Raw genomic sequence first — 24,611 nt, 5'->3', positions numbered from 1 at the left:
AATCCTGTCGATGAAAATGGCAGATTCGCTTTCTGATTATGACAAAATATGCACCCCCTGTATTCTATAATGGATCTTGCTTGAAAGAGCAAAGGCCCAGTGGGATACAGGGGGTGTTTTGTGTATTACGAGCTTTATATGGATGAGTTCTTTCTGGAAAACTTCTGCCTGGATTTTCTGCTGCTGTTCCTGACGGGAATCGCGGCGAAACTTCCAATACGCTTTGGACGCATGGCGGTGGGGGCAGCCTTCGGAAGCCTGTGCAGCTGCCTGCTGCTTTTTCTTTTTCCGGGGGAAGGGGGACTTCTTTTTCCGGCGGCACTGGCGATGGCGCTCCTCATGGTGAAGGGAAGCTATCAAATTCCCTTCGGGCAGAGAAAACGGCTTTTGAGAAGTACGGCTGTCTTTTTCGGAATGGCGTTTCTCTTGGGAGGAGTGGTTCCGGTGCTGCGCCTGGGACTCACCCTTCCGGTGATCCTTTCCGGCATCGCCGGTACGGCTCTGATTTACGCTGCCCTGCGCCTGAAGGAGAAGTGGAAATACGAGACGGAGAATCTTACGGAAGTCACGCTTTTCTGGAATGGGAGACAGAAGAAACTTTTCGCTCTTCGGGATACGGGAAACCGGCTGGTGGACCCATACTTTGGAAAACCGGTGGCCGTGGTAGAATACCAGGCGGTGAAAGAGCTTTTTAATCAGAAAACGAAGGTCCTGTGGATTCCTTATCAGACGGTGGGAAAGCAGAGCGGCTGCCTGCCGGGGATCTGTCTGGACTGTCTTTTTATCAGCAGGGATGGGGAAGAAAAGAAGATCGACCGTCCCATCGTGGCAGTGTGTAAAGAAACGCTGAGCGCCAAAGGTAGATATCAGATGATCCTGCCCAGCGCGCTGACCGATGATTAGGAGGGAATAGAGAATGGTGATAAAAGTAGCAATGCCGGGTAAATTTCAGTTTCGCATGGTTCCCGCTTTTCAGACCGTGCTTTTTCAGAAGGAAAATGAGATCCACTATATCGGGGGAAGCGAAGTCCTGCCTCCGCCTCTTCTGCCGGACGAGGAAGCCTCCGCCATCGAGCGGCTGGGAAAGACAGGCAGCGAGGAAGCCAAATCCCTCCTTATCGAGCACAACTTAAGACTGGTGGTATACATAGCGAAAAAATTCGACAATACGGGAGTGGGTGTGGAGGATCTGATTTCCATCGGGACGATCGGCCTCATCAAGGCCATCAATACCTTTGTGCCGGAGAAAAAGATCAAGCTTGCCACATACGCCTCCCGCTGCATCGAGAATGAGATCCTCATGTACCTTCGGCGGAACAGCAAGACCCGGATGGAGGTCTCCATCGACGAGCCCCTGAATGTGGACTGGGACGGAAATGAGCTGCTTTTATCGGATATTCTGGGAACGGATGAAGATGTGATTTACAAAGATATGGAGACGGAGGCAGAGTACCGTCTTCTGAACCGGGCCATAAGAAAGCTCAGCAAAAGAGAACAGACCATCGTTTCCCTGCGCTTCGGGATCAATTCCCTGGACGGGGAGGAGAAGACCCAGAAAGAAGTGGCAGATATCCTGGGGATCTCACAGTCTTACATTTCCCGCCTGGAGAAAAAGATCATGAAGCGGCTCCGGAAAGAGATGGTCCGTTTTTCTTAATACTATTTACTCATATGGGTTCCGGCCCGGCTGACGTCGGAGGAGAAATCAGGATTTTCATAATCAAAGACATACTGATCGTAACCATTGATGATCACGGTGTCCTGATAATGGTCGATTCTCTTGTACTTTCGACCGTAGCTCATATGAACATGGCCGTGGATAAAATATTTGGGCTTATATTTTTCCAGCAGGGTCCGGAAACACTCGAAGCCCTGGTGAGGCAGATCCTCGCCGTCGTTGATATCCTTGGCCGGAGAGTGGGTCAGGAGGATATCGAAACCCTTGTAGCGGATCAGTTTCATCCAGAGCTTCCGGATGCGGGTCCGCATTTCTTTTTCCGTGTACTGGTGTGTGCCGTAGCGGTAACGCATGGAGCCGCCCAGGCCCAGAATGCGGATTCCATTGTAGACGTAGAGATCATCGTCCACACAGATACAGCCCTCGGGCGGGGTCATCTCATACTTGTCGTCATGGTTTCCGTGGATGTAGAGCACCGGGGCGTGAGCCATTGTCACGAGGAAAGAAAGGTATCGGGGGCTTAAGTCTCCGCAGGAGATGATAAGGTCGATATCCTCCAGTTTGGAAGGTTCGTAGAAATCCCAGAGGGATTTGGATTCATGATCGCCGATCACTAAAATTCTCATGTATTTTACTCCTCTGTATTCAGGGGTCCCTGCAGCAGTACCAGTTCCCTGGCCTCATCGGTCAGGTCGCTGAAGGTAGGAATCACTCCGAGAACGTTGTCAGCCAGCCAGTCCATGGTCACGATCTGCTCCGGTGTCATGCTTTCATCCTCAGATTTCTGCACGATGCCGTCCTGGGAATAGAGAACGCCGTAGAAAGGCTCCAGAGTGCCTTTGATGATGGAGGCTTCCAGAAATTTCAGAAGCCGGCGGGTGCCTACAGGCAGATTGTTGGAATAAACGATATCAATGACATCGGAGGAAAGGCCAAGCCAGTAGTTCATGGCTGTCTTTGTCTTTTTCCAGGTGCCGTCCAGTACGTTCTGGACGATCTGCTCGTAGAATTTACCCCAGTGCCACATCGGAGAGGCGATGTTCTCGATGCCGTCTTTTCCTTTTTTGTAAATACCGAACTCCCGGGAAGGAGCGTCGGGGCGGATCATATCCTGGCCAGAGATGACCTGAACCTCCTCCATCTCGGAGAGGTGACGGCCGCTCCAGTGGTTGATGCGGGACCATTCCAAATGGATCATGGCCCGGGGATTGATCATTTTTGCACCCATGGCGAAGGCGTTGATGTTGGCGATGGTTCCGTAGATGGGGTAATCTGCCAGGTAGCCGATGTGGTCCGTCTGGGACATGGCGGCGGCGATGGCGCCCATGAGGAATTTGGCTTCGTACATTCTGCCGTAGTAGGTGCGAAGCGAGTGGTAGAACTGATTCAGGGAGCAGTTCAGGATAATCACGTTGGGGTGAGCCACAGCTGCCCGGACACTGGATTTGATGAGGCAGGGGGAGGTGGTGAAAATGATATCGCTGCCCAGCTGGATCGCGGACTCGATGGCTTTCTCGGCGCTCTCGCCCTCCTCCAGGTTGTCGATGTGGAAGGTCTCTACGTTGTTGGGATAGGTCTCTTCGAGATACAGGCGGCCCAGCTCATGGCTGTAGGTCCAGCTGGAAGTCTCGCTGGTCTTCTCGTTTAAGAAAGCAATCTTGACTTTCTGGGTTCTGCCGGAGAAGAGGCGGGTCAGGCTTAAGAGACCCTTCGAGGTGGTGGTGGCGTCCCCGGTGTCTTTTACCAGGGCAGAGCCTTCATCACCGGTAACGGAAAACTCATCCCAGAGCCGGTTGACATCTTCCTTGACCTCAGCGGGACTCTTTTTCAGGATATCCTCGTAATCGTAGATTTCCAGATATTTGAGGAAGGCATCGGCGATGGTCACAGGGAGCTTTTCGCCGCCCTTTGCCAGGAAATATTCGGAGAAGGTATTATAGAGGGAAAAGAAATCCCGGCGGAACTCATCGGACCAGGGCTCTCCGGGCTTCTTTCCGATGGCCTGGATGAGAGCAGGAAAGCTTCCCAACTGGCTGAACCAGATCTCGTTGGTGTGGGCTACATTATAGAAATCGACAAATTCGTAATAAATCAGGTTGTCTTTTTCCTCGGTCCGTTTGGGAAGGATCCGGGTAACGATAGCCGGGATATAGGCGGCGTCTACGGCCCGCATGACGCTGACACGCTTGTTTCCTTCCTCTACATAGAATTTATTCATGAATTCGTAGGCTTTGATGGGGTCCCGGATGCCCTCGTTTAACTGGGAGTCGTAGAGGGTAGCCCATTTCATGCCGAACTCGGTATTTTCTCCCAGAAGGGGCATGAAGTTGCTGGCAAAGGCTTTCTGCCGGCCGGCGGTTTTTGTTCCGACAATAAGATTTAAGGGAATGTCCACCCGGCCTAATGGGTATTCTCCCTGGGTTTCGGAATAAGATATCATATCATCCAGGGCGGGCAGGTAGGGATAGCGGCCGGCCTGTACATCGGCCCGGTACGCCTTGCGGCCTGCCACACGCGCGTTGTGGTAATCTTCTCTAGCCATAGTATACCTCCAAAAGTTTTCTTATGTTTATCCTAAAGAATAGACTTTCATTTGTCAAGAGAAGCAGAGCAAAAACCGTCGTTGACAGATGACTTTTGCCGCGTTACACTGGTCGTAAAGACAGACTTTCTGTAACTAAGGAGGAGCTTACGATGGGGAAATATGTAATGGCGCTGGATGCGGGAACGACGAGCAACCGCTGTATCTTATTTGACAGGGAAGGAAACATGGTGAGCGTGGCTCAGAAGGAATTTACCCAGTATTTTCCGAAGCCCGGCTGGGTGGAGCATGACGCGGGGGAGATCTGGTCCACGATGCTGGGCGTGGCTGTGGAGGCCATGCAAAAGGCCGGGGCCGAGGCTGCGGATATCGCTTCCATCGGCATCACAAACCAGAGAGAGACGACCATCGTCTGGGACAAAAATACCGGAGAGCCGGTCTATCACGCCATTGTCTGGCAGTGCCGGAGAACCTCGAGATATTGTGATTCCCTGATGGAAAAAGGACTGACGGAGAGTTTCCGCCAGAAGACAGGCCTTGTCATCGATGCTTACTTTTCGGCGACGAAGCTGAAATGGATTCTGGATGAGGTGCCCGGCGTGCGGGAGCGGGCAGAACGGGGAGAGCTTCTTTTCGGAACCGTGGAGACCTGGCTCATCTACAAGCTGACCAGGGGGCAGATCCATGTGACGGATTATTCCAACGCCTCCCGAACTATGCTGTTTAACATCAATACGCTGGCCTGGGATGAGGATATCTTAAAGGAACTGAACATTCCTGTCTGTATGCTGCCGGAGGTGAAGCCCTCAAGCTGCATCTACGGGGAGACGGCTCCGGAGTTTTTCGGCGCGCCGATTCCGTTGGGCGGAGCGGCAGGAGACCAGCAGGCGGCGCTTTTTGGCCAGACCTGTTTCCAGGCAGGAGATGCGAAAAATACTTACGGTACAGGCTGTTTCCTTCTGATGAATACGGGCGAGAAGCCGGTCTTTTCGAGCAACGGCCTTGTCACGACGATCGCCTGGGGCATCGACGGAAAGGTGAACTATGCGCTGGAGGGTTCGATTTTCGTGGCCGGAGCGGCTATCCAGTGGCTCCGGGATGAGATGCGTCTCATCGATTCCGCTGAGGATTCCGAGTATCTGGCCCGGAAGGTGAAGGATACCCACGGCTGTTATGTGGTGCCTGCTTTCACCGGTCTTGGAGCGCCCCACTGGGATCAGTACGCGAGAGGAACGATCGTCGGCATCACCCGTGGCGTGAACAAGTACCACATCACCCGGGCCACGCTGGAATCCATCGCCTACCAGGTGCATGACGTGCTGGATGCCATGCGGGCAGACTCCGGTATTTCCTTGAGCGAGCTTAAGGTGGACGGCGGCGCCAGCGCCAACAATTTCCTGATGCAGTCCCAAGCAGACATCATCAACGCGCCGGTGAACCGCCCGAAATGTGTGGAGACCACCGCTATGGGAGCAGCCTACCTCGCCGGCCTCGCCGTAGGCTACTGGAAGGATCAGGACGAGATCCGCAAGAACTGGGCCATCGACCGGACCTTTACCCCGGCCATCACCGAGGAAGAGCGGGCAAAGAAGCTCAAAGGCTGGAATAAGGCTGTGAAATACGCGCTACATTGGGCGAAGGATGAGGAATAAAGAGTAAGATAAGAAACAGGCAGGAGCTGGGGAAGGCTCCTGCCTGTTTCTATTTATTATAGTTGTTGCTATAGCGATGAGGAAAATGCATGTACCCGTACAGGTATATTTAACAACTGCGAATCAGAGTGAGATTTGTGCAGTGTATTTTATTTTTGGAAAATTTCTGCCTGAGACGCGGTGTGTTTTGGAGTTACTGGCTGTAGAATTGACTGCGTTGAGCTTTTTTTGATTTGTGTTCATGCGATTTGGTGTGCATTTGACTTGTTTTGGAATTTTTAGGATTGCAGTCATGCGATTTTGGGGGTATGTTTGACTCATTTTGAGATTTTACGATATGCGGTCAATGTCAGGTCCAGACGGATGCCCCGCCCGCTGCTTCCCGGCGGGGCTGTGTGGTGGATACCTGTATATTCTGGTTTCATACCCAGGCCAATTTCTATGTGCTCATCATCTTCTTTGATACAGAAGAATCCATATAACAGGTGATCATGAAGGACTGAAAAATAGTGATTTCCCTGTTTCGATTCGCTTATTATATCACACAAAACAAACCTTGCGGAACCCCTCGGGTTAGTGTTATACTTCCTAGGAGTATGTATATCAATGAAAGCCAATGAAAAAGTGCAGGTGAAAGTTTTGAAAAGAAGAATCGAACAGCTGTTAAACGGAATTTTTGAATATGAGACTCCGAAGCTTCAGATATCCGAGGATAAAATAGAGGCAAAAGTGCGGGAAGGCAAGCAGGTGAGGGGAAGTTTCAGCCTGGAAAATCCGGCCCAGAAGAAGGTGAAGGGCTTTCTTTATGCGGAGAGCCCCAGAGTTGCCTTTGAGCCGGCGGCTTTTTCTGCCATCAGCGAGAAGGTGATCTACGAGATCGACACCACAGGCATGGAAAAAGGAGATGTGCTGGAGGGAAAACTGACTGTGGCCTCCAGTCTGGGCGAGTATGCCATTCCTTATCGCATCGAGATCGAGGCTCCGGAGGTGAAGGAGCTTGAGAAGCCCTGCGAGAGCCTGGAGGATTTTGTGACCCTGGCTCAGAAGGATTTCCAGAAAGCCTATGTGTTCTTTGCATCCGGGAGCTTTGGGGAATTTTTAAAAGAGAAAGCGCCAAAACTCAGGCTTCTCTACGAAGGCTTCCAGAATGAAGCCATGAGCTATCGGAGCATGGAAGAATTTCTGGTTTCCGCGGGCTTAAAGGAACCCGTGGTGATTCAGGCAGATAAGACGGAAGCTTCCTACGATACAATGCCCCAGACCATCCGGGAGAGCCTGACTCTCACGAAGAGCACTTGGGGATTTTTCAAACTGGAGGTGACTTCTGACGCACCCTTCCTCAAGGTGGAGAAGCCCGTTGTCACCACCGATGAGTTTATCGGAAGCACCTACACTCTGAATTATCTCATCGACCGGGAGGAACTTCATGCCGGACGGAATTTCGGCAGGATCCACATTCACGGCGTGGGAACGGATCTGACCTTTGAGGTGCGAGTCCATGGCGGAATTTTGCGAAAGAAGGACGGAAACCTCAAGGAGCAGCATCGGGAGCTGGCGGCTCTCTACGACTGCTATATGGATTTCCGGCTGAAACGGATCCAGGCGGAGACCTGGGTGGAGCGCTCCATTAGGGCCTGGGATGAGTACACGAAGGCCGGCGGCACCGGAACCATGATGGAACTCATCCACATTCACCTTTTATTTTCCGCGGGAAAAGAGGAGGAGGCCTGCTTCCTTCTGGATCGGATCGAGCAGCAGAGAAACCATCTGACAGCACCGGAGCAGCAGGGATATTTTCTGTATCTCACGACCTTTTATAATAAGGATAAAAAATATATCGACTATGTGGAGGAAAAGCTTGGGGAGCTGAGTTTACGGAATCCCGAGAACTGGAAGCTCACCTGGTTTCTCCTCTATATCCGTGAGAATTATCTCCGCCATCCGGGACAGAAGCTGGATGCGATCCGGCAGCAGTATATCTACGGCTGTGCGAGCCGGATCATGTATCTGGAGGCGGCTCTGGTTCTGCAGAAATCGCCGCTTCTTCTGAAACGGCTGGAGGATTTCGAGATCCGCGTTTTAAGCTTTATGGTGAAGGAAGATCTTCTGAATGCGGAGCTGATCATGCAGATCGTGGAGCTGGCCGGCCGTTACCGGGAGTACCATCCGGGCCTTGTGGACACGCTGGAAAAAATTTATGCGAAAAATCCCACCAAGAGCCTTCTTCGCGCGATCATCAGCCTTCTGCTCAAAGGCCGGAGAAAAGACAGAGAGTGTTTTGTCTGGTATGAGCGGGGCGTGGAGCAGGATCTTCGGATCACCGGGCTTTACGAGTATTACATTGAGTCCATGGAGGATCCCATCGAGAAGCCGCTTCCCCAGATCATCCGCATGTATTTTTCCTATAATAATACCCTCGATTACCGGAAAAAAGCCTTCGTCTACGCCAACGTGATCCGAAACAAAGACAAGGACCCGAAGGCCTACCAGAGCTACCGGCCCGCCATGGAAAAATTTATGGTGGACGAGCTTATGCTCGGCCATATCAACGACGACCTGGCCTTTCTCTATGAGATCTTTATCACGGAGTCCCTCTTAAACCGGAGAATGGCGGAGAACCTTTCCCGGCTTCTCTTCACCTATCGGATTCAGGTGGAGGACCCGTCGATCCGCTATGTGCTGGTCTACCATGAGGAGCTCAAGAAAGAGGAAAAATGCCCGCTGAAAAACGGCCGGGCCAACGTTCAGATCTATACGGAGAATCATCGGATTTTCCTGGAGGACGAGAATGGAAACCGCTACGAGTCCTCCGTTCCCTATACAATCAAAAATATGCTGACGGATATCCGTTTCCGGGAATACTGCCTGAGACTGGCTCCGGACAGCGCAGGTCTTCTCTTGAATATCTGCAGCAGCGAGAAGCCTGACCGGGAGACCGTGCCGAAATATGCCGCTCTTCTGGAGATGGAGGAAATTCGCGAGACCTACCGGAAAAAACTTCGCCAGGAGCTTCTGGATTTCTACTGCCAGAATCCGGGGGAGGAAAGCCTCTATGAGTTTCTACACGAGATCAACCTTACCGCCTTTGCTAAGACAGACCGCTATCATCTCACAGAGCTTCTGATCTCCGAAGGCATGAGCAGGGAGGCCTTTTCCCTGGCGGGAATTTACGGGCCGGAAAAGGTGAACCTTCTTTCTCTCGTGAGCCTCTGCCACCGGATGGTACTCACGATGGAATATGGCGAGGACGAGATGCTTCTGGCCCTCTGCCATTACTGTTTTGTCCATGAAAAATATGACGAGGTGATTCTGGCCTATCTGCTCCGTTATTACGACGGCCCGGTGGAGCGCATGAAAGAGCTCTGGCAGGCCGGAAAGGATTTTGAGGCGGACACTTTTGTCCTGGAGGAAAAAATCCTCGTCATGGTCATGTTTACCCGGAACGGAGCTGAGAACACCGAGGAGATCTTCGATTCCTACCGGAAAGCCCTCGGAAGAAAAATGCTTCTGCAGGCCTATGTTATGTACCGGGCCTACGATTATCTGGTGAAAGATCAGCCCGTGAAGGAGCCTGTGTTCCGCTACATCGAGCGGGGCTATATCAAGGGAAAAAATAATGAGGATGTCTGCCTTCTGGCCCTCCTTCGCTTCTACGGAGAGCTGAAGGAGCCTGACGAGAAGAGAAGAGCCCTTTCCCGGGAGCTGCTTCAGAACTTTACAAACCGCGGTCTTCGGATGGCCTTTTTCAAGAACTTCCCGGCGGAAGATCAGAGAGCCTGCCAGCTTTACGACAAGATCTTCGTGGAGTACCGGGCCAATCCCGGAGCTTTGGTGAACATCCGTTACCAGATCACAGACGGAAAAGACAAGGGCGGCCGCGTCATTACAGAGCCCATGACCATGGTCTACGAGGGAATCTTCGTGAAAGAATTTACCCTGTTTTACGGGGATCATCTGAAATATCAGGTTATCGAAGAGTGGAATCAGAAGACAAAAGAAAGCGAAATGCTGGAAAAGAACTATCAGGATATCAATCTTTCCCGCAGCAGCCGGTACGATCTTCTGAACCAGATGTCCAAAGCCTTCCTGGAAAAAAATCTGGAGGATGCGGAGTTTGCGGTACTGCAGTTTAAAGAGCAGGAGGCTCTGGCGGACCATATTTTCAAGCTGTTGTGAGGAGAAGATAAATGATCAGTGAAATCAATGAATTGGCGCTGGGAATCGATCTGGGGCCGGTAAATTCCCAGCTTACCTTTTATAACCGGCAGAACTCCGGTCCCAGGACCGTGAGCGTCGTGCCGGGGGAGGAAAATTACCAGATCGCCACGCCGGCAGAGCTGTTTTCTCTCATGGAACAGCGCTTAGAGGAGGGTGTGGCCCTGCTGGCGGACTTTTTCGCTCAGTGCCTGGAGCTTCTGGCCACCGCCGGAAAGCCGGATTCTATCCTGGCTGTGGTGACGATGCGGAAAATGAATGGCACCTGGGCCGACGGCATCCGCGCAGCCTTTGAGCGGGTGGGCGTTCCGAAGGATCATGTATTTCTTCAGGATTACCGGGAGAGTTTCTACTGGTATATGCTGAACCAGCGCAAGGATCTCTGGACCTACCAGGTGGCCCTTTTCTCCTGTGAAAATGGAAAAGTCACGGCTTTTGAGTTTTCCGTGGAACGGAAAACCCGGCCGGCCCTCGTCTCCATCGAGGAGAAAGGCATGCTCTATCTCGATGAGCTGGCAAGAGAGGGCCGACCCGACAAGCTCTGGCTGGAAGTCAAAGACCAGAAATTCCTGGAGCTTGCCACGAAAATGTTCGGGAAACGGACCTTTTCCAGCGTTTACCTCGTGGGCGAGGAGTTCGATAAAAGCTGGATGGGCAATTCTCTGGCCTTCCTCTGCAACAGGAGAAAGGTCTTCATGGGACAGAATCTTTACACCAAGGGCGCCTGCTATGCAGCCATGGAGTATGCCCGGATGAACCGGGTGGGGGATTATCTCTACGCGGGTCCCGATATGATCGAGCAGAACATGGGCATGGAAATGATCATCCGCGGTCATCAGGAGTTTTATCCGATGATCAGCGCCGGTGTCAACTGGTACATGGCCCGGGCGGAATGTGAGTTCGTCCTGGACGACACCAGCGAGGTGATTCTCTACTCCAAGAGTATGGCGGGGGAGGAACTCTCCCATACGGTGCGGCTGCCGGGCCTTCCCGACCGGCCGAACCGGGCGACGAGGCTGCATCTGGATCTTTCCTTCATTGGGAAAAGGAAATGTCGCGTCCGGGTGACAGACCTGGGGCTTGGAAATCTCTATCCTGCCTCCGGTAAGCGCTGGGATGCAGTTATCACCTTTGCGGCGGAGAAGACTCCGGGAAAGGAGGGAGAAGCATGAGCGGCTACCATCTTTGTCAGGTGAAAAAAGCCCGACACCCCTATTTTATCGAGAGTATCAGCACAAACATTTTTACGATTGAGGAGCTCTGTTTCTATCTGGAGAAAAATATTTATCTTCTGGATCAGACCATCATCAATGAGAAGCTTCTGGACTGGATTCGGGACGAGCTGGGTCTCGTCCGTCTTTACCGGAAGCTTTATGAGCAGCTGGAAAACGAGGAGACGATCGGAAATTTTATTTTGCCGATTTTCAAGGAGATTGGCTATCTCTCCCACGATGAGTTCCGGGAGCTCCAGGAGAAGATCCGCACGATTGAGATCCAGCCCGAGGATCTCCGGCGAAAAATAAAGGCGGACTACCTGGTGGAGTACCATATGTACAACAATGCTATCCAGGAATATTCCACCCTCTTAAAGAAGCGGAACCCGGGAAAAATGGGCGTTCAGTTCTATGCGGCGGTTTATGCGAACCTGGCCTCCGCCTATGCCCGTCTCTTCCTCTTTGAGGAGGCGGCGGACTGCCTCTGGAAATCCTACGAGACCGTCCGTTCCAATGAGATCTACCGGAGATATCTGGCGACGCTCTCCCTTTTCCTCTCGAGAGAGGACTACGAAAAGCGCCTGGATGAGCTAAAAGTGCCGAAGGTCCAGCGGGAGAAGATCGAGGCCTGGCTCAAAGAGAGCCGGCAGCTTCCGGAGGAGCCAGAGACCGACGAGAAAGAGCGCTGGAAAGCGGTCCAGACCTTCCTGGAGGAAGAGAAACTCGCCTATCACAAAAGTACCTGTGCGTCATAACGAAAAGCCGATCGCGAAAACGGTCGGTTTTTTGTAATATTCAGAGTCAAGCAGATTTTCTGTTAAAAGTGTGAGTCATGCTTGCATGAACGAACGATTTTGACCAAAAATCTATTTGGCGAGCAGGCACATCGAGATGAAGCAAAGCGGAATCGAGATGGGCTCTGAATAGTTACACTTTTTCCTTGACAGAGCAGACGCGCTGTGTTAGTATAACGGCAGGTTTTGATTTAACATAGTAGAGTGGTCAACTGCTAATATGCTAAAGGAGGATAAATAATTATGAAAAAAAGAGTGATCAGCGCGATCCTTTGTGGAATGATGGCAGCTTCCCTTCTGGGAACTGTTGCTTTTGCAGATGAGACAAAAACATTTACCGTAGGTTTTGATGCGGAGTATCCGCCTTACGGTTACATGGGAGACGACGGAGAGTACACCGGCTTTGATCTGGAGCTGGCTCAGGCAGTCTGTGATCTGGAAGGCTGGGAGCTTGTGAAGACCCCGATCAACTGGGAGTCCAAGGATATGGAGCTGGATTCCGGTTCCATTGATTGCATCTGGAACGGTTTCACGATGACCGGAAGAGAGGATGACTATACCTGGTCCCAGCCCTATGTGGATAACAGCCAGGTGATGGTGGTGAAGAAAGATGCCGGCATCAGCGCTCTTTCTGATCTTGCAGGGAAGACCGTAGGCGTGCAGGCAGCCAGCGCAGCCCTTCAGGTTCTTCAGGATGAGGAGCAGCAGAAAGCTCTTGCAGACACCTTCGGAACCCTTCAGGAGTTTGCCGATTACAACAGCGCTTTCGTGGAGCTCCAAGCAGGAGCTGTGGATGCCATCGCCATGGATATCGGCGTAGCCAAATATCAGATCGAGAGCCGTGACAACGGCGATGATTACGAGATCCTGGATGAGCACCTCAATTCTGAGAAATATGCCATCGGCTTCAAGAAAGGCAACACCGAGCTTCGCGACATCGTTGATGCTGATCTTGATAAGCTTCTGGAAGACGGCACCTTCGACAAACTGGCTGAGAAATACGAGCTCACCGATATGGTATGCTTAGGCCAGGATAAGGAGGAAGCTTCCTCCGAGGCTGAGAGCGAGACCGCTGCGGAAACTGCTGAGACCGAAACTGAGAGCGCAGCAGAGTAAATAAAAATACAAAGACCTTACGGCCCCCGGGAGCCTGTGCTTCCGGGGGTTATAAGTGTTTATGGAGGATATCATATGAGCTTACCCCAGATTCTGTCACAGCTTTCCGGAGGCATGGTGCGGACCGTCGGGATTTTTTTCCTGACGCTGATCTTTTCTCTGCCTCTGGGCCTTGTGATTTCTTTTGGCCGGATGGCGAAAAATCCGGTGCTGAAGAACCTGTTTAAAATCTACATTTCCGTCATGAGAGGAACGCCGCTGATGCTTCAGCTCATGGTGTTCTACTTTGGTCCTTATTATCTGTTTAAAATGAACATCGGAGGAAACTGGCGCTTTACAGCCATCATCCTTTCCTTTTCCTTAAACTATGCGGCTTATTTTGCGGAGATCTATCGTTCCGGCATTGAGTCCATGCCGGTGGGCCAGTACGAGGCGGCGAAGCTTCTGGGCTACAGCCGAAGCCAGACCTTTTTCCGGATCATTTTCCCACAGGTGGTGAAACGGATTCTTCCCAGCGTCACCAACGAGGTCATTACGCTGGTAAAAGACACCTCCCTGGCCTTCGCTGTGGCTTATATGGAGATGTTCACGATTGCCAAACAGATCGCCGCGTCGAAGACTACCTTTGTACCCTTCGTGGTGGCGGCCATTTTCTACTATGTCTTCAACCTTATTGTGGCCGTTGTCATGGAAAAACTGGAAAAACGCATGGATTATTACCGTTAAGGAGGCTTTATGAATTATCTCGAAATCAATCATATCAAAAAATCTTTCGGAGATCTTGAGGTCCTCAAGGACATCTCTCTGACGGTAAAAAAAGGAGAGGTGCTGGCCATCATCGGCCCTTCAGGCTCCGGAAAATCCACACTTTTAAGATGCGCGACCCTGCTGGAGACCATGGACGGCGGAGATCTGAGTTATCTCGGCGAGAAGGCTGTTTCCATGGATGCTTCCGGCCGGTCGGTCTACGCAAAGCCTGCCGAGCTCAGGGAAATCCGGAAAAAATTTGGCCTGGTCTTTCAGAATTTTAACCTTTTCCCCCACTACAGCGTGATCAAAAACGTGACCGATCCGCTGATCCATGTCCAGAAAAAGTCAAAGGAGGAGGCTTACCGCATCGGCCGGGAGCTCTTAAAAAAGATGGGCCTTTCCGATAAGGAGGACTACTATCCCTGCCAGCTTTCCGGCGGTCAGCAGCAGCGTGTCTCGATCGCGCGAGCTCTGGCCTTAAATCCCCAGGTGCTCTTTTTCGACGAGCCCACCTCTGCCCTGGACCCGGAGCTTACGGGCGAGATCTTAAAAGTCATCCGTGACCTGGCCGCCGAGCACATGACCATGGTCATCGTCACCCACGAGATGAACTTCGCGAAAAACGTGGCCAACCATGTGGTCTTCATGGAAAAAGGCCTCATCGTAGAGGAAGGAACGCCGGAGGAGGTCTTCCATTCCGACAACCGCCGCATGCAGGAATTTCTGGGAAAATACAATGAAGAATAGGTAACTATTCAGCAGCCACTATTCCACGAAGGTACTGAACAGTTACAAGAGTAGTTACAACTGTGTACACATCAAAACGAATGGAGGTACGGCAGGTGCTGATAAAGGCCACGCCTGAAGATATAAAGAAATATGGAGAGTTTGCTTATAGTGTTGCTCTCAATCCGAAAAAGTCATGCTATCCAACCTACGCAGACGGTATTAAAACCAAGACAGATTTCTTTAAGGCAGCTGAACGTGCCATAGCAAAGGAAACATACGAACTGCTGCTGTTCGGTATTGACGGGAAGGTTGAGGGCTGGATTTCGTATTATTGGATTCCGGAGGACAGATATCTCCAGCTGTATGAGTTTAATATCAATCGTGGTACAAAACAGGCGCTGGCAGAGCTGCTAAAAACTATTGAAACAAAGTTTGCCGGATATACGGCTTATTTCGGTTTTCCGGGAGATAATCAGGAAGCAATCCACTTCCTTTCAGAACATGGTTTCCAATGCATTGAGCAGGACTGGAATCACTCTTTTTTCTTTGATGGATATACGGCGAAGGAACATGATGACTGCATTGAAAAGATTTTTCGATACAATTTTGATAAGTTCCGAAGGGTATATCACGAAGATCCCGACACCTACTGGAATGCCGACCGTATCTTTGAAACGATTGATGATTGGACGATCTTTGTTTACAATCAGGCAGATCAGCCAATTGCTGCCGTGTTTTTGACAGGTAAGGATGGGTACTACGAAATATACGGAAGTGAGTTTGCTGATGAGGTTTTCAATGAAAGTGTGTTCCGTGAACTGCTGACAGCTTCATTGAGTGAGTGCAAATGTTTGGATGCCAAATATATGACATACTTCTGCGCTGAGGATGAAAAGTCTGTTTTGGGCGAACTTGGATTCCAATGTGTGGGTCAGTACGTTTTGTACATAAAAGAATTATGAAATAAGTGAGGAATTACGATGACCTTTATGGAAACGAATCGTCTGCGTCTGCGAAATGTTGCGGTGAAGGATGCGGAGATAATGTATGACTACCGCAACAATGAGATTTGCGCCCGGTACCAGCGTGGGCAAGTCAAAGACTACGATGGCATCGTTAACCTGGTGGAATGTCATAAGGACGACATAATGTCCGTAGACGCTCCTTTTCTAGTGGCGGTGGCATTGAAGGACACGGACGAGATGGTGGGCGAAATCGTGGTTATGCCGAATGACGGAACCATTTCTATTGGATACACGTTTTCCTATAAACATCACCGCAGAGGATATGCGTTCGAAGCATTGACAGCTCTGATTGATCTGCTCCACGAGCGGTACACGGAGTGGGATTTTATCAGCTTTACTGAGCCGCAGAACGAGCCAAGTATGGCACTATTGAAGAAATTGGGATACAAAGATATGGGGGTTATTCCGTCTAAGGAATCTCGAGTATTCGGTAAATGGACAACTCCGGCAACAGAAGCAGAAATTACTCAAGCGACAAATTCAGCGAAATAAATCAGAAGAGTCAAAATGCTGTAAATAAGAAATTTAAAATTGAAAATAAAATAAAAATATGGTATTCTATATATGCCTTACAAGTAGTTGTAAGGGTGGGAGATTGTTGTCAACAGTTCAACCAATAAATCGAAATCGAAAGTTGGAAACTGTCTGTTGGTATAGATGACCAGTTCGGTCAAGACTACAAATAAGATAGTGCTGAACATAAAGTTGTCCTCCTGCTTGATTGTAACACAATTAAGTATTGCATCTACAGGATAGCTGGCAATCAAATATAGGCAAATGTCTATCATAACGATTACTAAGAATAAAAGTATACCCATCGGCTAAGGAACGCTATCCTCCATGTCGATGGGTATTGCAAATTTAGGGAGAGGATTTATTGAATATTACAGCGTGGGTATCAAATCCAAAGGTAATAGCAAATAGTAGAAAAGGATATACTCATTTTGATGTGCGTACGGACATATCAAAAGTATCAGGATATATTACGAACCCCATGAAAGTTGCTCATCACAGCTTCTATCCTTTTATTCATTATGTAATGAAAATGGATAAATATAATAAACGGACTGGAGTAAAACATAAAGAAAGAGAAATTTGTTATGCATCACATATGGATAGATGCATATACCAGTATTATAGTGCGATATTGAATGAGAACTATAATGAATATCTAGATAAAGAAAATATCGCAATGGTGCCGGTTGCGTATAGAACAAATTTGAAGAAGAGTAATATTCAGATTGCACAGGAAGCATTTGATTTTATACGAAAGACACAAGGTGCTTATGTTTTAATTGGTGATTTTACGGGGTTCTTTGATTGCTTGGATCATCAGTATTTGAAGAAACAATGGTGTTCTGCTATGGAAGTTGAAAAGCTTCCGGCTGATCATTATGCAGTTTTCAAAAATGTGACTAAATATAGTATATGGGAACTAGAGGATTTGTTGTCTATTACTGGATTAAGTTTGAAGGAGTTTAATAAGCGAAAAGTTGCATTGGACAAAGAAGACTATCGCAAATATAGAAAACATATTCAGAAAAATATGAAAGATCATCAAATTCCGCAGGGATCTTCTATAAGTGCAGTACTGGCAAATATTTATATGATTGAAGCAGATAAGAAAATAAATGAATATGTTGTTTCACTAGGTGGAATGTATAGAAGATATAGTGATGATTTTATAGTAGTTGTTCCTAAAATAGGACAAGAGCTCTCAGTTTTCAATAGAATTATAGACATAATACATTCGGTTCCTAATTTACAATTGGAACCTAGCAAAACACAGATTTTTGAGTTTTCGAATAATCAAATTGAAAATGTCGGAAAGAAATTATTAGAGAATGCAGATACAAGTAAAAAGGTAATTAATTTTCTTGGATTTACATTTGATGGGGTGCATGTGTCTGTTCGTTCAAAAACAATAAGTAAATATTATTATCGAATGTATCGTAAAACGAAGTCGATTGCTAAGAATCCAAAGTTAAAAGGTTCAGACAATCTGTATCGAAGATATTCTGTTCATGGGGCTGATGCTAATCCGGGAAACTTTTTTACATATATAAAGCATGCGGAAGAAGCATTTGGCAAGGAGGAATTGATTTATAAAGATTTACAGCGTCATATTCCTAAAATTCGCAAGGCGTTGAAGAAAAAATGAATATACAGCTGCAAACAACCGCCGCATGCAGGAATTTTTAGGATAATAAGCGGGAATCCTCGGCAATTCAATTACCGAGATGAAAGCGCAGGAGTGTGCATATCTGCACAATGCAAATAGTACAATAATCCTCATGCTTGATATTAATAGCTTTCTCTTAATTCCGTAACCTACATATAAATAGCAGAAAATATGTTCGAATAATTGTTGCGTATTTTTGACTCTTGTGTTATACTATATATATGCATATAAAAGAAAAACTTATGCATTACAGGACTTGCGTGTGTAATATCAACTACTATATGGTATGGTCAGTGAAATACCGGAGGAAGATACTTGATCCAGAAATTGAGGAATACTTGCAGGAACTGGTGCAGCAGATCCCTGAGGATAAGGGTATTACCGGCAGAAAACTGTTCGAACGTTTTCTGGAAATAAGAAACCAGCTGTGGAAAGGAGAGCTGTGGAACCATTCCTATTATGTGGAAACAATTGGATCCGTATCTGAGGAAAATATCCGCCGTTATATGGAACATCAGAGCAAGTCGTATTGATTTAAAGCGGACTGTGGATACTGGTTCGCATGACTGTCTGAAGGGGGAAAGCGGAATGCTGCTGTCACACAGAACATCGGTAAAGATCCGGCCGGAATATTCCAATATCATAGGGCATATGTGTTATGCAGCTTCCAAACTCTGGAATGTCTGCAACTATGAACGTTATCATTATAAAGAACTGGGACTGGAAAAGTATCCTGACTGGTATTATCAGAAAAAAGCACATAAAGGAGATCTGTGGTACAGACAGCTTCCGTCACAGACAGCACAGGAGACCTGTAAGCAGCTGGATAAGGCGTGGAGATCTTTTTTTGTCCTGAAAAAGACCGGAGGGATCAAAAATCCAAATCCGCCCCGTTTTAAACAGGACAACATACCAGTCACATACATGCAGATGGGGATCCGGCATGAGAAAGGTTCAGACCAGCTGCGGCTGTCTCTGCCAAAGGATCTGAAAAGCTATATGGAAGAAACTTACGGGATCCATGAAAAATTCCTATATCTTGAAAATAAGATTTTCAAAGACATGGATCACATAAAACAATTGCGGATCTATTCCCCGGAAAATGGAACATGTGACCTTATCGTTATCTATGGGCTGGAAGAACCAGAGCAGCTCTCCCAGAATGGACATTATTTATCTATTGATCCTGGACTTCATAATCTGATGACCTGTTATGATTCCGGAAATGGCAGGACTTTTATTCTGGGAAGAAAATATCTTTCTCTGGAAAGATACTTTCATAAAGAGATCGCCAGAGTGCAGTCTGTATGGTATGCGCAGCAGTCGGAAAGAGGAATAGAATATCCAAAATCATCGAAACATATCCAGAGACTTTACAGGAAAAAGCAGAATGCAGTGAAGGATTACCTTCACAAAGTGACCAGATGGATTGCGGAATACTGCAGAAAGGAAGATATCCGCTGTGTGGTTGTGGGAGACATCCGGAATATCCGTAAAGGAAAAGATCTGGGACACAAGACCAACCAGAAGCTTCACGGACTGCCGTATAACAGGCTGTATATCATGCTGGAATATAAACTGAAATTATATGGGATTCCATTGATAAAACAGGAAGAAAGCTATACCAGCCAGTGCAGTCCATTATCACCAGAAGTATCAAAAAGATATGCAGAAGCATTCAATCGAAAAGAACGGGGCATGTATATAACTGGCGGAGTAAGATTTAACGCAGATGCAGTGGGTGCATTTAATATCCTGCGGAAATATCTTTCCGTATCCGGAAAGGAAAAGGAACTGTCCGTAACCGGATTAAAAAATCCAGAAATAATAAAAGTAGCTGTATAACCGAAAGGCAAGCAGTATTGGTGTCATGGACGCACCCTGAAGAAAAGGCGGTATCCCGCCAGATTTCAGATGCTCTGGTAACTTAGTTACCGAGTAGTTCACGAAAATATAATGAAGAATAGTTACTCTTGCTTTTAAAAAAACTTTGAGCTATAATCAAGAGGAATCGGACAGGGGCTGTGAGACATCAGCCCCTTTCTTTAAGCTTAGATGAATAAGAAAAGGAGACTGGAAAGATGAGTGGTACCGATAAGTACGTTAGCCCGTTATCCGAGCGTTACGCAAGTAAGGAGATGCAGTACATTTTTTCACCGGATATGAAATTCCGCACCTGGAGAAAGCTCTGGATCGCCCTGGCAGAGACTGAGAAAGAGCTGGGCCTTCCCATCACCGACGAGCAGATCGAGGAGCTGAAAAGCCATGCGGAGGATATCAACTATGAAGTGGCGAAAGAACGGGAAAAGGTTGTCCGCCACGATGTAATGTCCCATGTATACGCATACGGTGTGCAGTGTCCCAAGGCAAAAGGAATCATCCACCTGGGAGCAACTTCCTGCTATGTAGGCGACAACACGGATATCATTGTGATGAGCGAAGCCCTGAAGCTGGTTCGCAAAAAGCTTATCAACGTCATCGCCGAGCTCCGCAATTTCGCAGATAAATACAAAAATCAGCCGACCCTGGCTTTCACCCACTTCCAGCCGGCACAGCCGACGACCGTAGGAAAGCGGGCGACTCTCTGGATGCAGGAGTTCCTGATGGATCTCGAGGATCTGGAGTATGTGGCAGGCACCTTAAAGCTTCTCGGCTCCAAGGGAACCACCGGAACCCAGGCCAGCTTCCTGGAGCTCTTCGACGGAGATCAGGAGACCATCGACAAAATCGATCCGATGATCGCTGAGAAGATGGGCTTCAAGGCCGCTTATCCCGTATCCGGCCAGACCTACTCCAGAAAAGTGGATACCCGTGTGCTGAACATTCTCGCAGGTATCGCAGCCAGCGCCCACAAATTCTCCAACGATATCCGTCTCCTTCAGCATTTGAAAGAGGTGGAGGAGCCCTTCGAGAAGACCCAGATCGGTTCTTCCGCTATGGCTTATAAGAGAAACCCCATGAGAAGTGAGCGTATCGCTTCCCTGTCCCGCTATGTGATGGTGGATGCCCTGAATCCGGCCATCACCTCCGCAACCCAGTGGTTTGAGCGTACCCTGGACGACTCTGCCAACAAGCGTCTCTCCGTTCCGGAAGGCTTCCTCGCCATCGACGGCATCCTGGATCTCTGCCTGAACGTGGTTGATGGCCTGGTGGTATATCCGAAAGTCATCGAGAAACATCTCATGAGCGAGCTGCCCTTCATGGCTACCGAAAATATCATGATGGACGCTGTAAAAGCCGGCGGCGACCGTCAGGAGCTTCACGAGCGCATCCGCGAGCTTTCCATGGAAGCAGGACGCACCGTGAAGGTGGAAGGAAAGGAGAACAACCTTCTGGAGCTCATCGCAGCAGATCCGGCCTTCAACCTGAGCTTGGAAGACCTCAAGAAGACCATGGACCCGGCAAGATATGTGGGCCGCGCTCCGCTCCAGGTGGACAATTTCCTGAAAAATGTCGTAGATCCAGTGCTGGATGCCAACAAAGAACTTCTGGGAGTCAAAGCAGAGATCAACGTTTGATGAAAAAGCAGGTGTCTTTTGAATATCAATCTCGAATATTATAAAATTTTTTATTACGTTGCCCGGCAGGGCAGCGTCACAGCGGCGGCGGCGGAGCTTTCCGTCAGCCAGCCCGCGGTGAGCCAGGCCATCAAGGCTCTGGAACATGCGGTGGGGATCCCCCTGTTCGTGAGGACCGGCAAAGGTGTGCGCCTGACTCCTGCAGGGGAGATCCTCTATTCATATGTGCAGAACGGCTATGAGACCATCCTTAGGGGCGAGAAAAAGCTCCGGGAGATGAAGGGGCTGGAGAGCGGAGAACTCCGGATCGGAGCCAGCGATATGACGCTCCGCTTTTTTCTGCTGCCTTACCTTCAGCGGTTTCACGAGGCCTACCCGAAGATCAAGCTCACGGTCACAAACGGTCCCACGCCGGAGACGCTCCGCTATATGCAGGAAGGGCGCATTGATTTTGGCGTCGTGACTTCACCGGTGACGGGCCATGAGGAAGTGAGTGTTTTTCCGGTGCGGCCCATACGGGACACCTTTGTGGCCGGGTATAAGTTCTGGGAGTACAAAAACCGGATTATTCCCCTGAAGGAACTGGCGGATGTACCCCTGATCTGCCTGGAGAAAAACACGAGCACCCGCCGGTATATGGACCAGTTTTTAAAGGCGAGCGGCGTTCTCGTCCACCCGGAGATAGAGCTTGCCACCAGCGATATGATCGTCCAGTTTGCGAAACGGAATCTCGGCGTGGCCTCGGTGGTCTACGATTTCGCCCGGGAGGCCCTGGAGAGCGGAGAGCTCTTCGAACTCAAGATCCAGAAAAAAATTCCCGAGCGCTCCATCTGTATCGTCCAGGGAAGCCATGCGACCTTATCCTCGGCGGCCCAGAAGCTGATTGAGCTGATACGAGAAGATATAAGTTAATGTTATAAGAAATATAAATATTATTCATTTTACTTATAATAAAAAATGCGCTATAATATAACCTGTCTGCGGGGCAGACAAGATGAATTAAAGCAAATAAACGCATTTCTATAGGAGGAATGAACATGATTACCGCTGTTGTAGGAGCAAACTGGGGAGATGAAGGAAAAGGTAAGATCACAGATATGCTGGCAGAGGATGCCGACATCATCGTGAGATTCCAGGGCGGAGCAAACGCCGGACATACCATTGTAAACAATTATGGAAAGTTCGCCCTTCATACACTTCCGTCAGGCGTTTTTTATAACCATACTACAAGCATCATCGGAAACGGTGTGGCACTGAACATCCCGCTTCTGTTCAAAGAAGTACAGAGCATCGTGGACAAAGGGGTTCCGACTCCGAAGATCCTGGTTTCTGACCGTGCTCAGATCGTGATGTCCTACCACATTCTGTTTGACGAGTGCGAGGAGGAGCGTCTTGGTAAGAAATCCTTCGGTTCTACAAAGTCCGGAATCGCTCCCTTCTATTCTGATAAATATGCAAAGATCGGCTTCCAGGTCTGCGAGCTCTTCGATGAGGAGTTCCTGAAAGACAAGGTTGCCCGGGTTCTGGAGCAGAAGAATGTCATTCTTGAGCATCTGTATCACAAACCGGCTCTGAAGGTTGAGGATATCCTGGAAGAGCTTCACACCTACCGCGATATGGTAGCACCCTTCGTATGCGACACTTCCACTTTTCTGTGGAACGCACTGAAAGAGGGCAAGAAGATCCTCCTCGAGGGTCAGCTCGGTTCTCTGAAGGATCCGGATCACGGAATTTACCCGATGGTAACTTCTTCCTCCACCCTGGCTGCTTACGGTGCCATCGGTGCAGGCCTTCCGCCTTATGAGATCAAGAAGATCGTTACCGTTGTAAAGGCATACTCCAGTGCTGTAGGAGCAGGCGCTTTCGTCAGCGAGATCTTCGGCGACGAGGCAGACGAGCTTCGTAAGAGAGGCGGAGACGGCGGAGAGTTCGGAGCCACCACAGGCCGTCCGAGAAGAATGGGCTGGCTCGACTGCGTTGCCACCAAATATGGCTGCCGCATGCAGGGAAGCACAGACGTGGCTTTCACAGTTCTGGACGTTCTGGGCTATCTGGATGAGATTCCGGTCTGCATCGGTTACGAGATCGACGGCAAAGTGACCACCGATTTCCCGACTACCCCGACTCTGGAGAAAGCAAAACCGGTATTCACCAAGCTGCCGGGCTGGAAATGCGATATCCGCGGTATCAAGAAGTACGAGGATCTGCCGGAGAACTGCCGCAAATACATTGAGTTTGTGGAAGAGCAGATCGGCTTCCCCATCACCATGGTTTCCAACGGACCGGGTCGTGAGGACATCATCTACCGCAATAAATAATCTTAAAAATAAAAGCCGTTTCGGGATTTTCCGGGACGGCTTTTTAATGGGCACTATTTGTACAATGTGTCGAAAAATGAAGAAAAAACTCAGGAAACTTTAGAAATAATTTAGAAGTTTAACATGACATCTTCACATTTCTTTGGTATACTTTTGATGTCCGGTAAGGGGAGTTCCGAACGAAATGGAGCTGCCGGGTCAATGAAACACAATGCAAACAAGCAGCATTAAAGGGGGATCATAAGTGATATACACAACCTATTATGCACAGACCAACAGTATTACAGAAGAACGATATAAAGAACTGAAGGAAGCCTACCTTTCCACGAATACCGGGAACCTCGAGAGCTTCCATTTAAGAAAACTGGAATTTCAGGGAGCCGGCCAGCGAAAGGCCGTGGCGAGCTATTATCTCTGTATGAAGAACAGAGACGAGAGCCAGATCTTTCTGGAGAAAAAATATATGCAGAACGGGCTCTATTTCAAGAAATGTGCGAAGCTTTCCAGAGAGGAGAGCGAGAAGCTTCTGAACGGCGATCTGGAGTGGATGAAGAACCACAGGAAAGAGCTTCTGGCTGATTTTTACCGCCAGGCTACCCTGAACAGCCTCTATCCGGGGCGCATCACCGATTACCGGAGAGAAATGTGCCGCGTGAAAAAGGGCGAATATGTGACCTTTACCACCGCCATCGGGCGGGGCATCGGTCCATGCAGGAGCCTCTTCGAGGAGCCGGAGATGAAGCTCCCCTGCCTGGATAAGGGCAAAGTTCTTCTGACTTATAAGAAAAGTGCTTCCCTTCCCCAGATGGTCAGCAGTATGCTGCAGGGCCAGAGCATGGAAGAAAAGCAGGATGAATACGGATTTATCTTCTAAAATA

The 24,611-nt window shown here is 49.0% G+C and carries 20 protein-coding genes; 18 read left to right on the top strand and 2 right to left on the bottom strand.

Annotated elements, in window-relative coordinates:
* Positions 1-120: 120 nt before the first annotated feature.
* Together LKD71_RS04375 and sigE are read left to right on the top strand one after the other, a co-directional pair.
* The gene (locus tag LKD71_RS04375; RefSeq protein WP_227614507.1) at positions 121-903 is read left to right on the top strand and encodes a sigma-E processing peptidase SpoIIGA; all 783 of its coding nucleotides are present in this window, start codon (positions 121-123) and stop codon (positions 901-903) included.
* Positions 904-916: 13 nt separating this feature from the next.
* The gene (gene sigE, locus LKD71_RS04370; RefSeq protein WP_178045253.1) at positions 917-1,657 is read left to right on the top strand and encodes an RNA polymerase sporulation sigma factor SigE; all 741 of its coding nucleotides are present in this window, start codon (positions 917-919) and stop codon (positions 1,655-1,657) included.
* A 2-nt stretch (positions 1,658-1,659) separates the two neighbouring features.
* Here the strand turns inward: sigE and LKD71_RS04365 are convergent, their stop codons facing one another.
* Together LKD71_RS04365 and LKD71_RS04360 are read right to left on the bottom strand one after the other, a co-directional pair.
* Positions 1,660-2,304 (bottom strand): metallophosphoesterase family protein, encoded by a 645-nt coding sequence (locus tag LKD71_RS04365; protein WP_178045254.1) that lies wholly within the window; start codon positions 2,302-2,304, stop codon positions 1,660-1,662.
* A gap of 5 nt (positions 2,305-2,309) precedes the next feature.
* The gene (locus LKD71_RS04360; protein WP_227614506.1) at positions 2,310-4,220 is read right to left on the bottom strand and encodes a BMP family ABC transporter substrate-binding protein; all 1,911 of its coding nucleotides are present in this window, start codon (positions 4,218-4,220) and stop codon (positions 2,310-2,312) included.
* A 152-nt stretch (positions 4,221-4,372) separates the two neighbouring features.
* Between LKD71_RS04360 and glpK the strand changes: the two genes are divergently transcribed.
* From glpK to LKD71_RS04280, 16 genes are all read left to right on the top strand, one after another.
* Entirely contained in the window at positions 4,373-5,872 is a 1,500-nt protein-coding gene (glpK, locus tag LKD71_RS04355; protein ID WP_178045763.1) for a glycerol kinase GlpK, read from the top strand.
* 606 nt (positions 5,873-6,478) lie between these two features.
* Positions 6,479-10,048: a DUF5717 family protein gene (locus LKD71_RS04350; RefSeq protein WP_227614505.1), complete on the top strand. Its 3,570-nt coding sequence runs from the start codon at positions 6,479-6,481 to the stop codon at positions 10,046-10,048.
* Between the two features lie 11 nt (positions 10,049-10,059).
* On the top strand, positions 10,060-11,259 hold the full coding sequence (locus LKD71_RS04345) for a DUF5716 family protein (protein WP_227614504.1): 1,200 nt from the start codon (positions 10,060-10,062) through the stop codon (positions 11,257-11,259).
* A complete protein-coding gene (locus LKD71_RS04340) occupies positions 11,256-12,056 on the top strand; it encodes a hypothetical protein (protein WP_227614503.1) in 801 nt (266 codons plus the stop codon). Before LKD71_RS04345 ends, LKD71_RS04340 begins: the two co-directional genes overlap by 4 nt.
* Positions 12,057-12,374: 318 nt before the next feature.
* Positions 12,375-13,211 carry an amino acid ABC transporter substrate-binding protein gene (locus tag LKD71_RS04335; RefSeq protein ID WP_408610972.1) on the top strand — a complete coding sequence of 279 codons (837 nt, stop codon included), beginning with the start codon at positions 12,375-12,377 and terminating at the stop codon, positions 13,209-13,211.
* Between the two features lie 75 nt (positions 13,212-13,286).
* Positions 13,287-13,937 carry an amino acid ABC transporter permease gene (locus LKD71_RS04330; protein WP_227614501.1) on the top strand — a complete coding sequence of 217 codons (651 nt, stop codon included), beginning with the start codon at positions 13,287-13,289 and terminating at the stop codon, positions 13,935-13,937.
* A gap of 9 nt (positions 13,938-13,946) precedes the next feature.
* The gene (locus LKD71_RS04325; RefSeq protein ID WP_227614500.1) at positions 13,947-14,708 is read left to right on the top strand and encodes an amino acid ABC transporter ATP-binding protein; all 762 of its coding nucleotides are present in this window, start codon (positions 13,947-13,949) and stop codon (positions 14,706-14,708) included.
* Positions 14,709-14,803: 95 nt separating this feature from the next.
* Positions 14,804-15,652, top strand: coding sequence for a hypothetical protein (locus LKD71_RS04320; RefSeq protein ID WP_227614498.1), 849 nt, complete (start codon positions 14,804-14,806; stop codon positions 15,650-15,652).
* An 18-nt stretch (positions 15,653-15,670) separates the two neighbouring features.
* Positions 15,671-16,207, top strand: coding sequence for a GNAT family N-acetyltransferase (locus LKD71_RS04315; RefSeq protein WP_227614497.1), 537 nt, complete (start codon positions 15,671-15,673; stop codon positions 16,205-16,207).
* Positions 16,208-16,592: 385 nt separating this feature from the next.
* Entirely contained in the window at positions 16,593-17,876 is a 1,284-nt protein-coding gene (locus LKD71_RS04310; RefSeq protein WP_227614495.1) for a reverse transcriptase/maturase family protein, read from the top strand.
* Between the two features lie 248 nt (positions 17,877-18,124).
* Positions 18,125-18,430, top strand: coding sequence for a transposase (locus tag LKD71_RS04305; protein ID WP_431835005.1), 306 nt, complete (start codon positions 18,125-18,127; stop codon positions 18,428-18,430).
* A 55-nt stretch (positions 18,431-18,485) separates the two neighbouring features.
* Positions 18,486-19,742 (top strand): RNA-guided endonuclease InsQ/TnpB family protein, encoded by a 1,257-nt coding sequence (locus LKD71_RS04300; protein ID WP_227614492.1) that lies wholly within the window; start codon positions 18,486-18,488, stop codon positions 19,740-19,742.
* A gap of 236 nt (positions 19,743-19,978) precedes the next feature.
* On the top strand, positions 19,979-21,415 hold the full coding sequence (gene purB, locus LKD71_RS04295) for an adenylosuccinate lyase (protein ID WP_227614490.1): 1,437 nt from the start codon (positions 19,979-19,981) through the stop codon (positions 21,413-21,415).
* Between the two features lie 18 nt (positions 21,416-21,433).
* The gene (locus tag LKD71_RS04290) at positions 21,434-22,327 is read left to right on the top strand and encodes a LysR family transcriptional regulator (RefSeq protein WP_227614488.1); all 894 of its coding nucleotides are present in this window, start codon (positions 21,434-21,436) and stop codon (positions 22,325-22,327) included.
* A 125-nt stretch (positions 22,328-22,452) separates the two neighbouring features.
* Entirely contained in the window at positions 22,453-23,733 is a 1,281-nt protein-coding gene (locus tag LKD71_RS04285; protein WP_227614487.1) for an adenylosuccinate synthase, read from the top strand.
* Between the two features lie 244 nt (positions 23,734-23,977).
* A complete protein-coding gene (locus tag LKD71_RS04280; protein ID WP_178046615.1) occupies positions 23,978-24,607 on the top strand; it encodes a VTC domain-containing protein in 630 nt (209 codons plus the stop codon).
* Positions 24,608-24,611: the final 4 nt, after the last annotated feature.

Origin of the sequence: Fusicatenibacter faecihominis (assembly GCF_020686945.1) — a bacterium.
Taxonomy (GTDB): Bacteria; Bacillota; Clostridia; order Lachnospirales; family Lachnospiraceae; genus Limivivens; species Limivivens faecihominis.
The sequence above is the reverse complement of the archived record's forward strand: the minus strand, read 5'-3'. Positions and strand labels throughout refer to the sequence as shown.

Coding starts and splice junctions, on each gene's coding strand:
- sigE (WP_178045253.1), top strand. CDS start 917: ATGGTGATAAAAGTAGCAATGCCGGGTAAATTTCAGTTTCGCATGGTT.
- LKD71_RS04365 (WP_178045254.1), bottom strand. CDS start 2,304: ATGAGAATTTTAGTGATCGGCGATCATGAATCCAAATCCCTCTGGGAT.
- LKD71_RS04360 (WP_227614506.1), bottom strand. CDS start 4,220: ATGGCTAGAGAAGATTACCACAACGCGCGTGTGGCAGGCCGCAAGGCG.
- glpK (WP_178045763.1), top strand. CDS start 4,373: ATGGGGAAATATGTAATGGCGCTGGATGCGGGAACGACGAGCAACCGC.
- LKD71_RS04350 (WP_227614505.1), top strand. CDS start 6,479: ATGAAAGCCAATGAAAAAGTGCAGGTGAAAGTTTTGAAAAGAAGAATC.
- LKD71_RS04345 (WP_227614504.1), top strand. CDS start 10,060: ATGATCAGTGAAATCAATGAATTGGCGCTGGGAATCGATCTGGGGCCG.
- LKD71_RS04340 (WP_227614503.1), top strand. CDS start 11,256: ATGAGCGGCTACCATCTTTGTCAGGTGAAAAAAGCCCGACACCCCTAT.
- LKD71_RS04335 (WP_408610972.1), top strand. CDS start 12,375: ATGATGGCAGCTTCCCTTCTGGGAACTGTTGCTTTTGCAGATGAGACA.
- LKD71_RS04330 (WP_227614501.1), top strand. CDS start 13,287: ATGAGCTTACCCCAGATTCTGTCACAGCTTTCCGGAGGCATGGTGCGG.
- LKD71_RS04325 (WP_227614500.1), top strand. CDS start 13,947: ATGAATTATCTCGAAATCAATCATATCAAAAAATCTTTCGGAGATCTT.
- LKD71_RS04315 (WP_227614497.1), top strand. CDS start 15,671: ATGACCTTTATGGAAACGAATCGTCTGCGTCTGCGAAATGTTGCGGTG.
- LKD71_RS04300 (WP_227614492.1), top strand. CDS start 18,486: ATGCTGCTGTCACACAGAACATCGGTAAAGATCCGGCCGGAATATTCC.
- purB (WP_227614490.1), top strand. CDS start 19,979: ATGAGTGGTACCGATAAGTACGTTAGCCCGTTATCCGAGCGTTACGCA.
- LKD71_RS04285 (WP_227614487.1), top strand. CDS start 22,453: ATGATTACCGCTGTTGTAGGAGCAAACTGGGGAGATGAAGGAAAAGGT.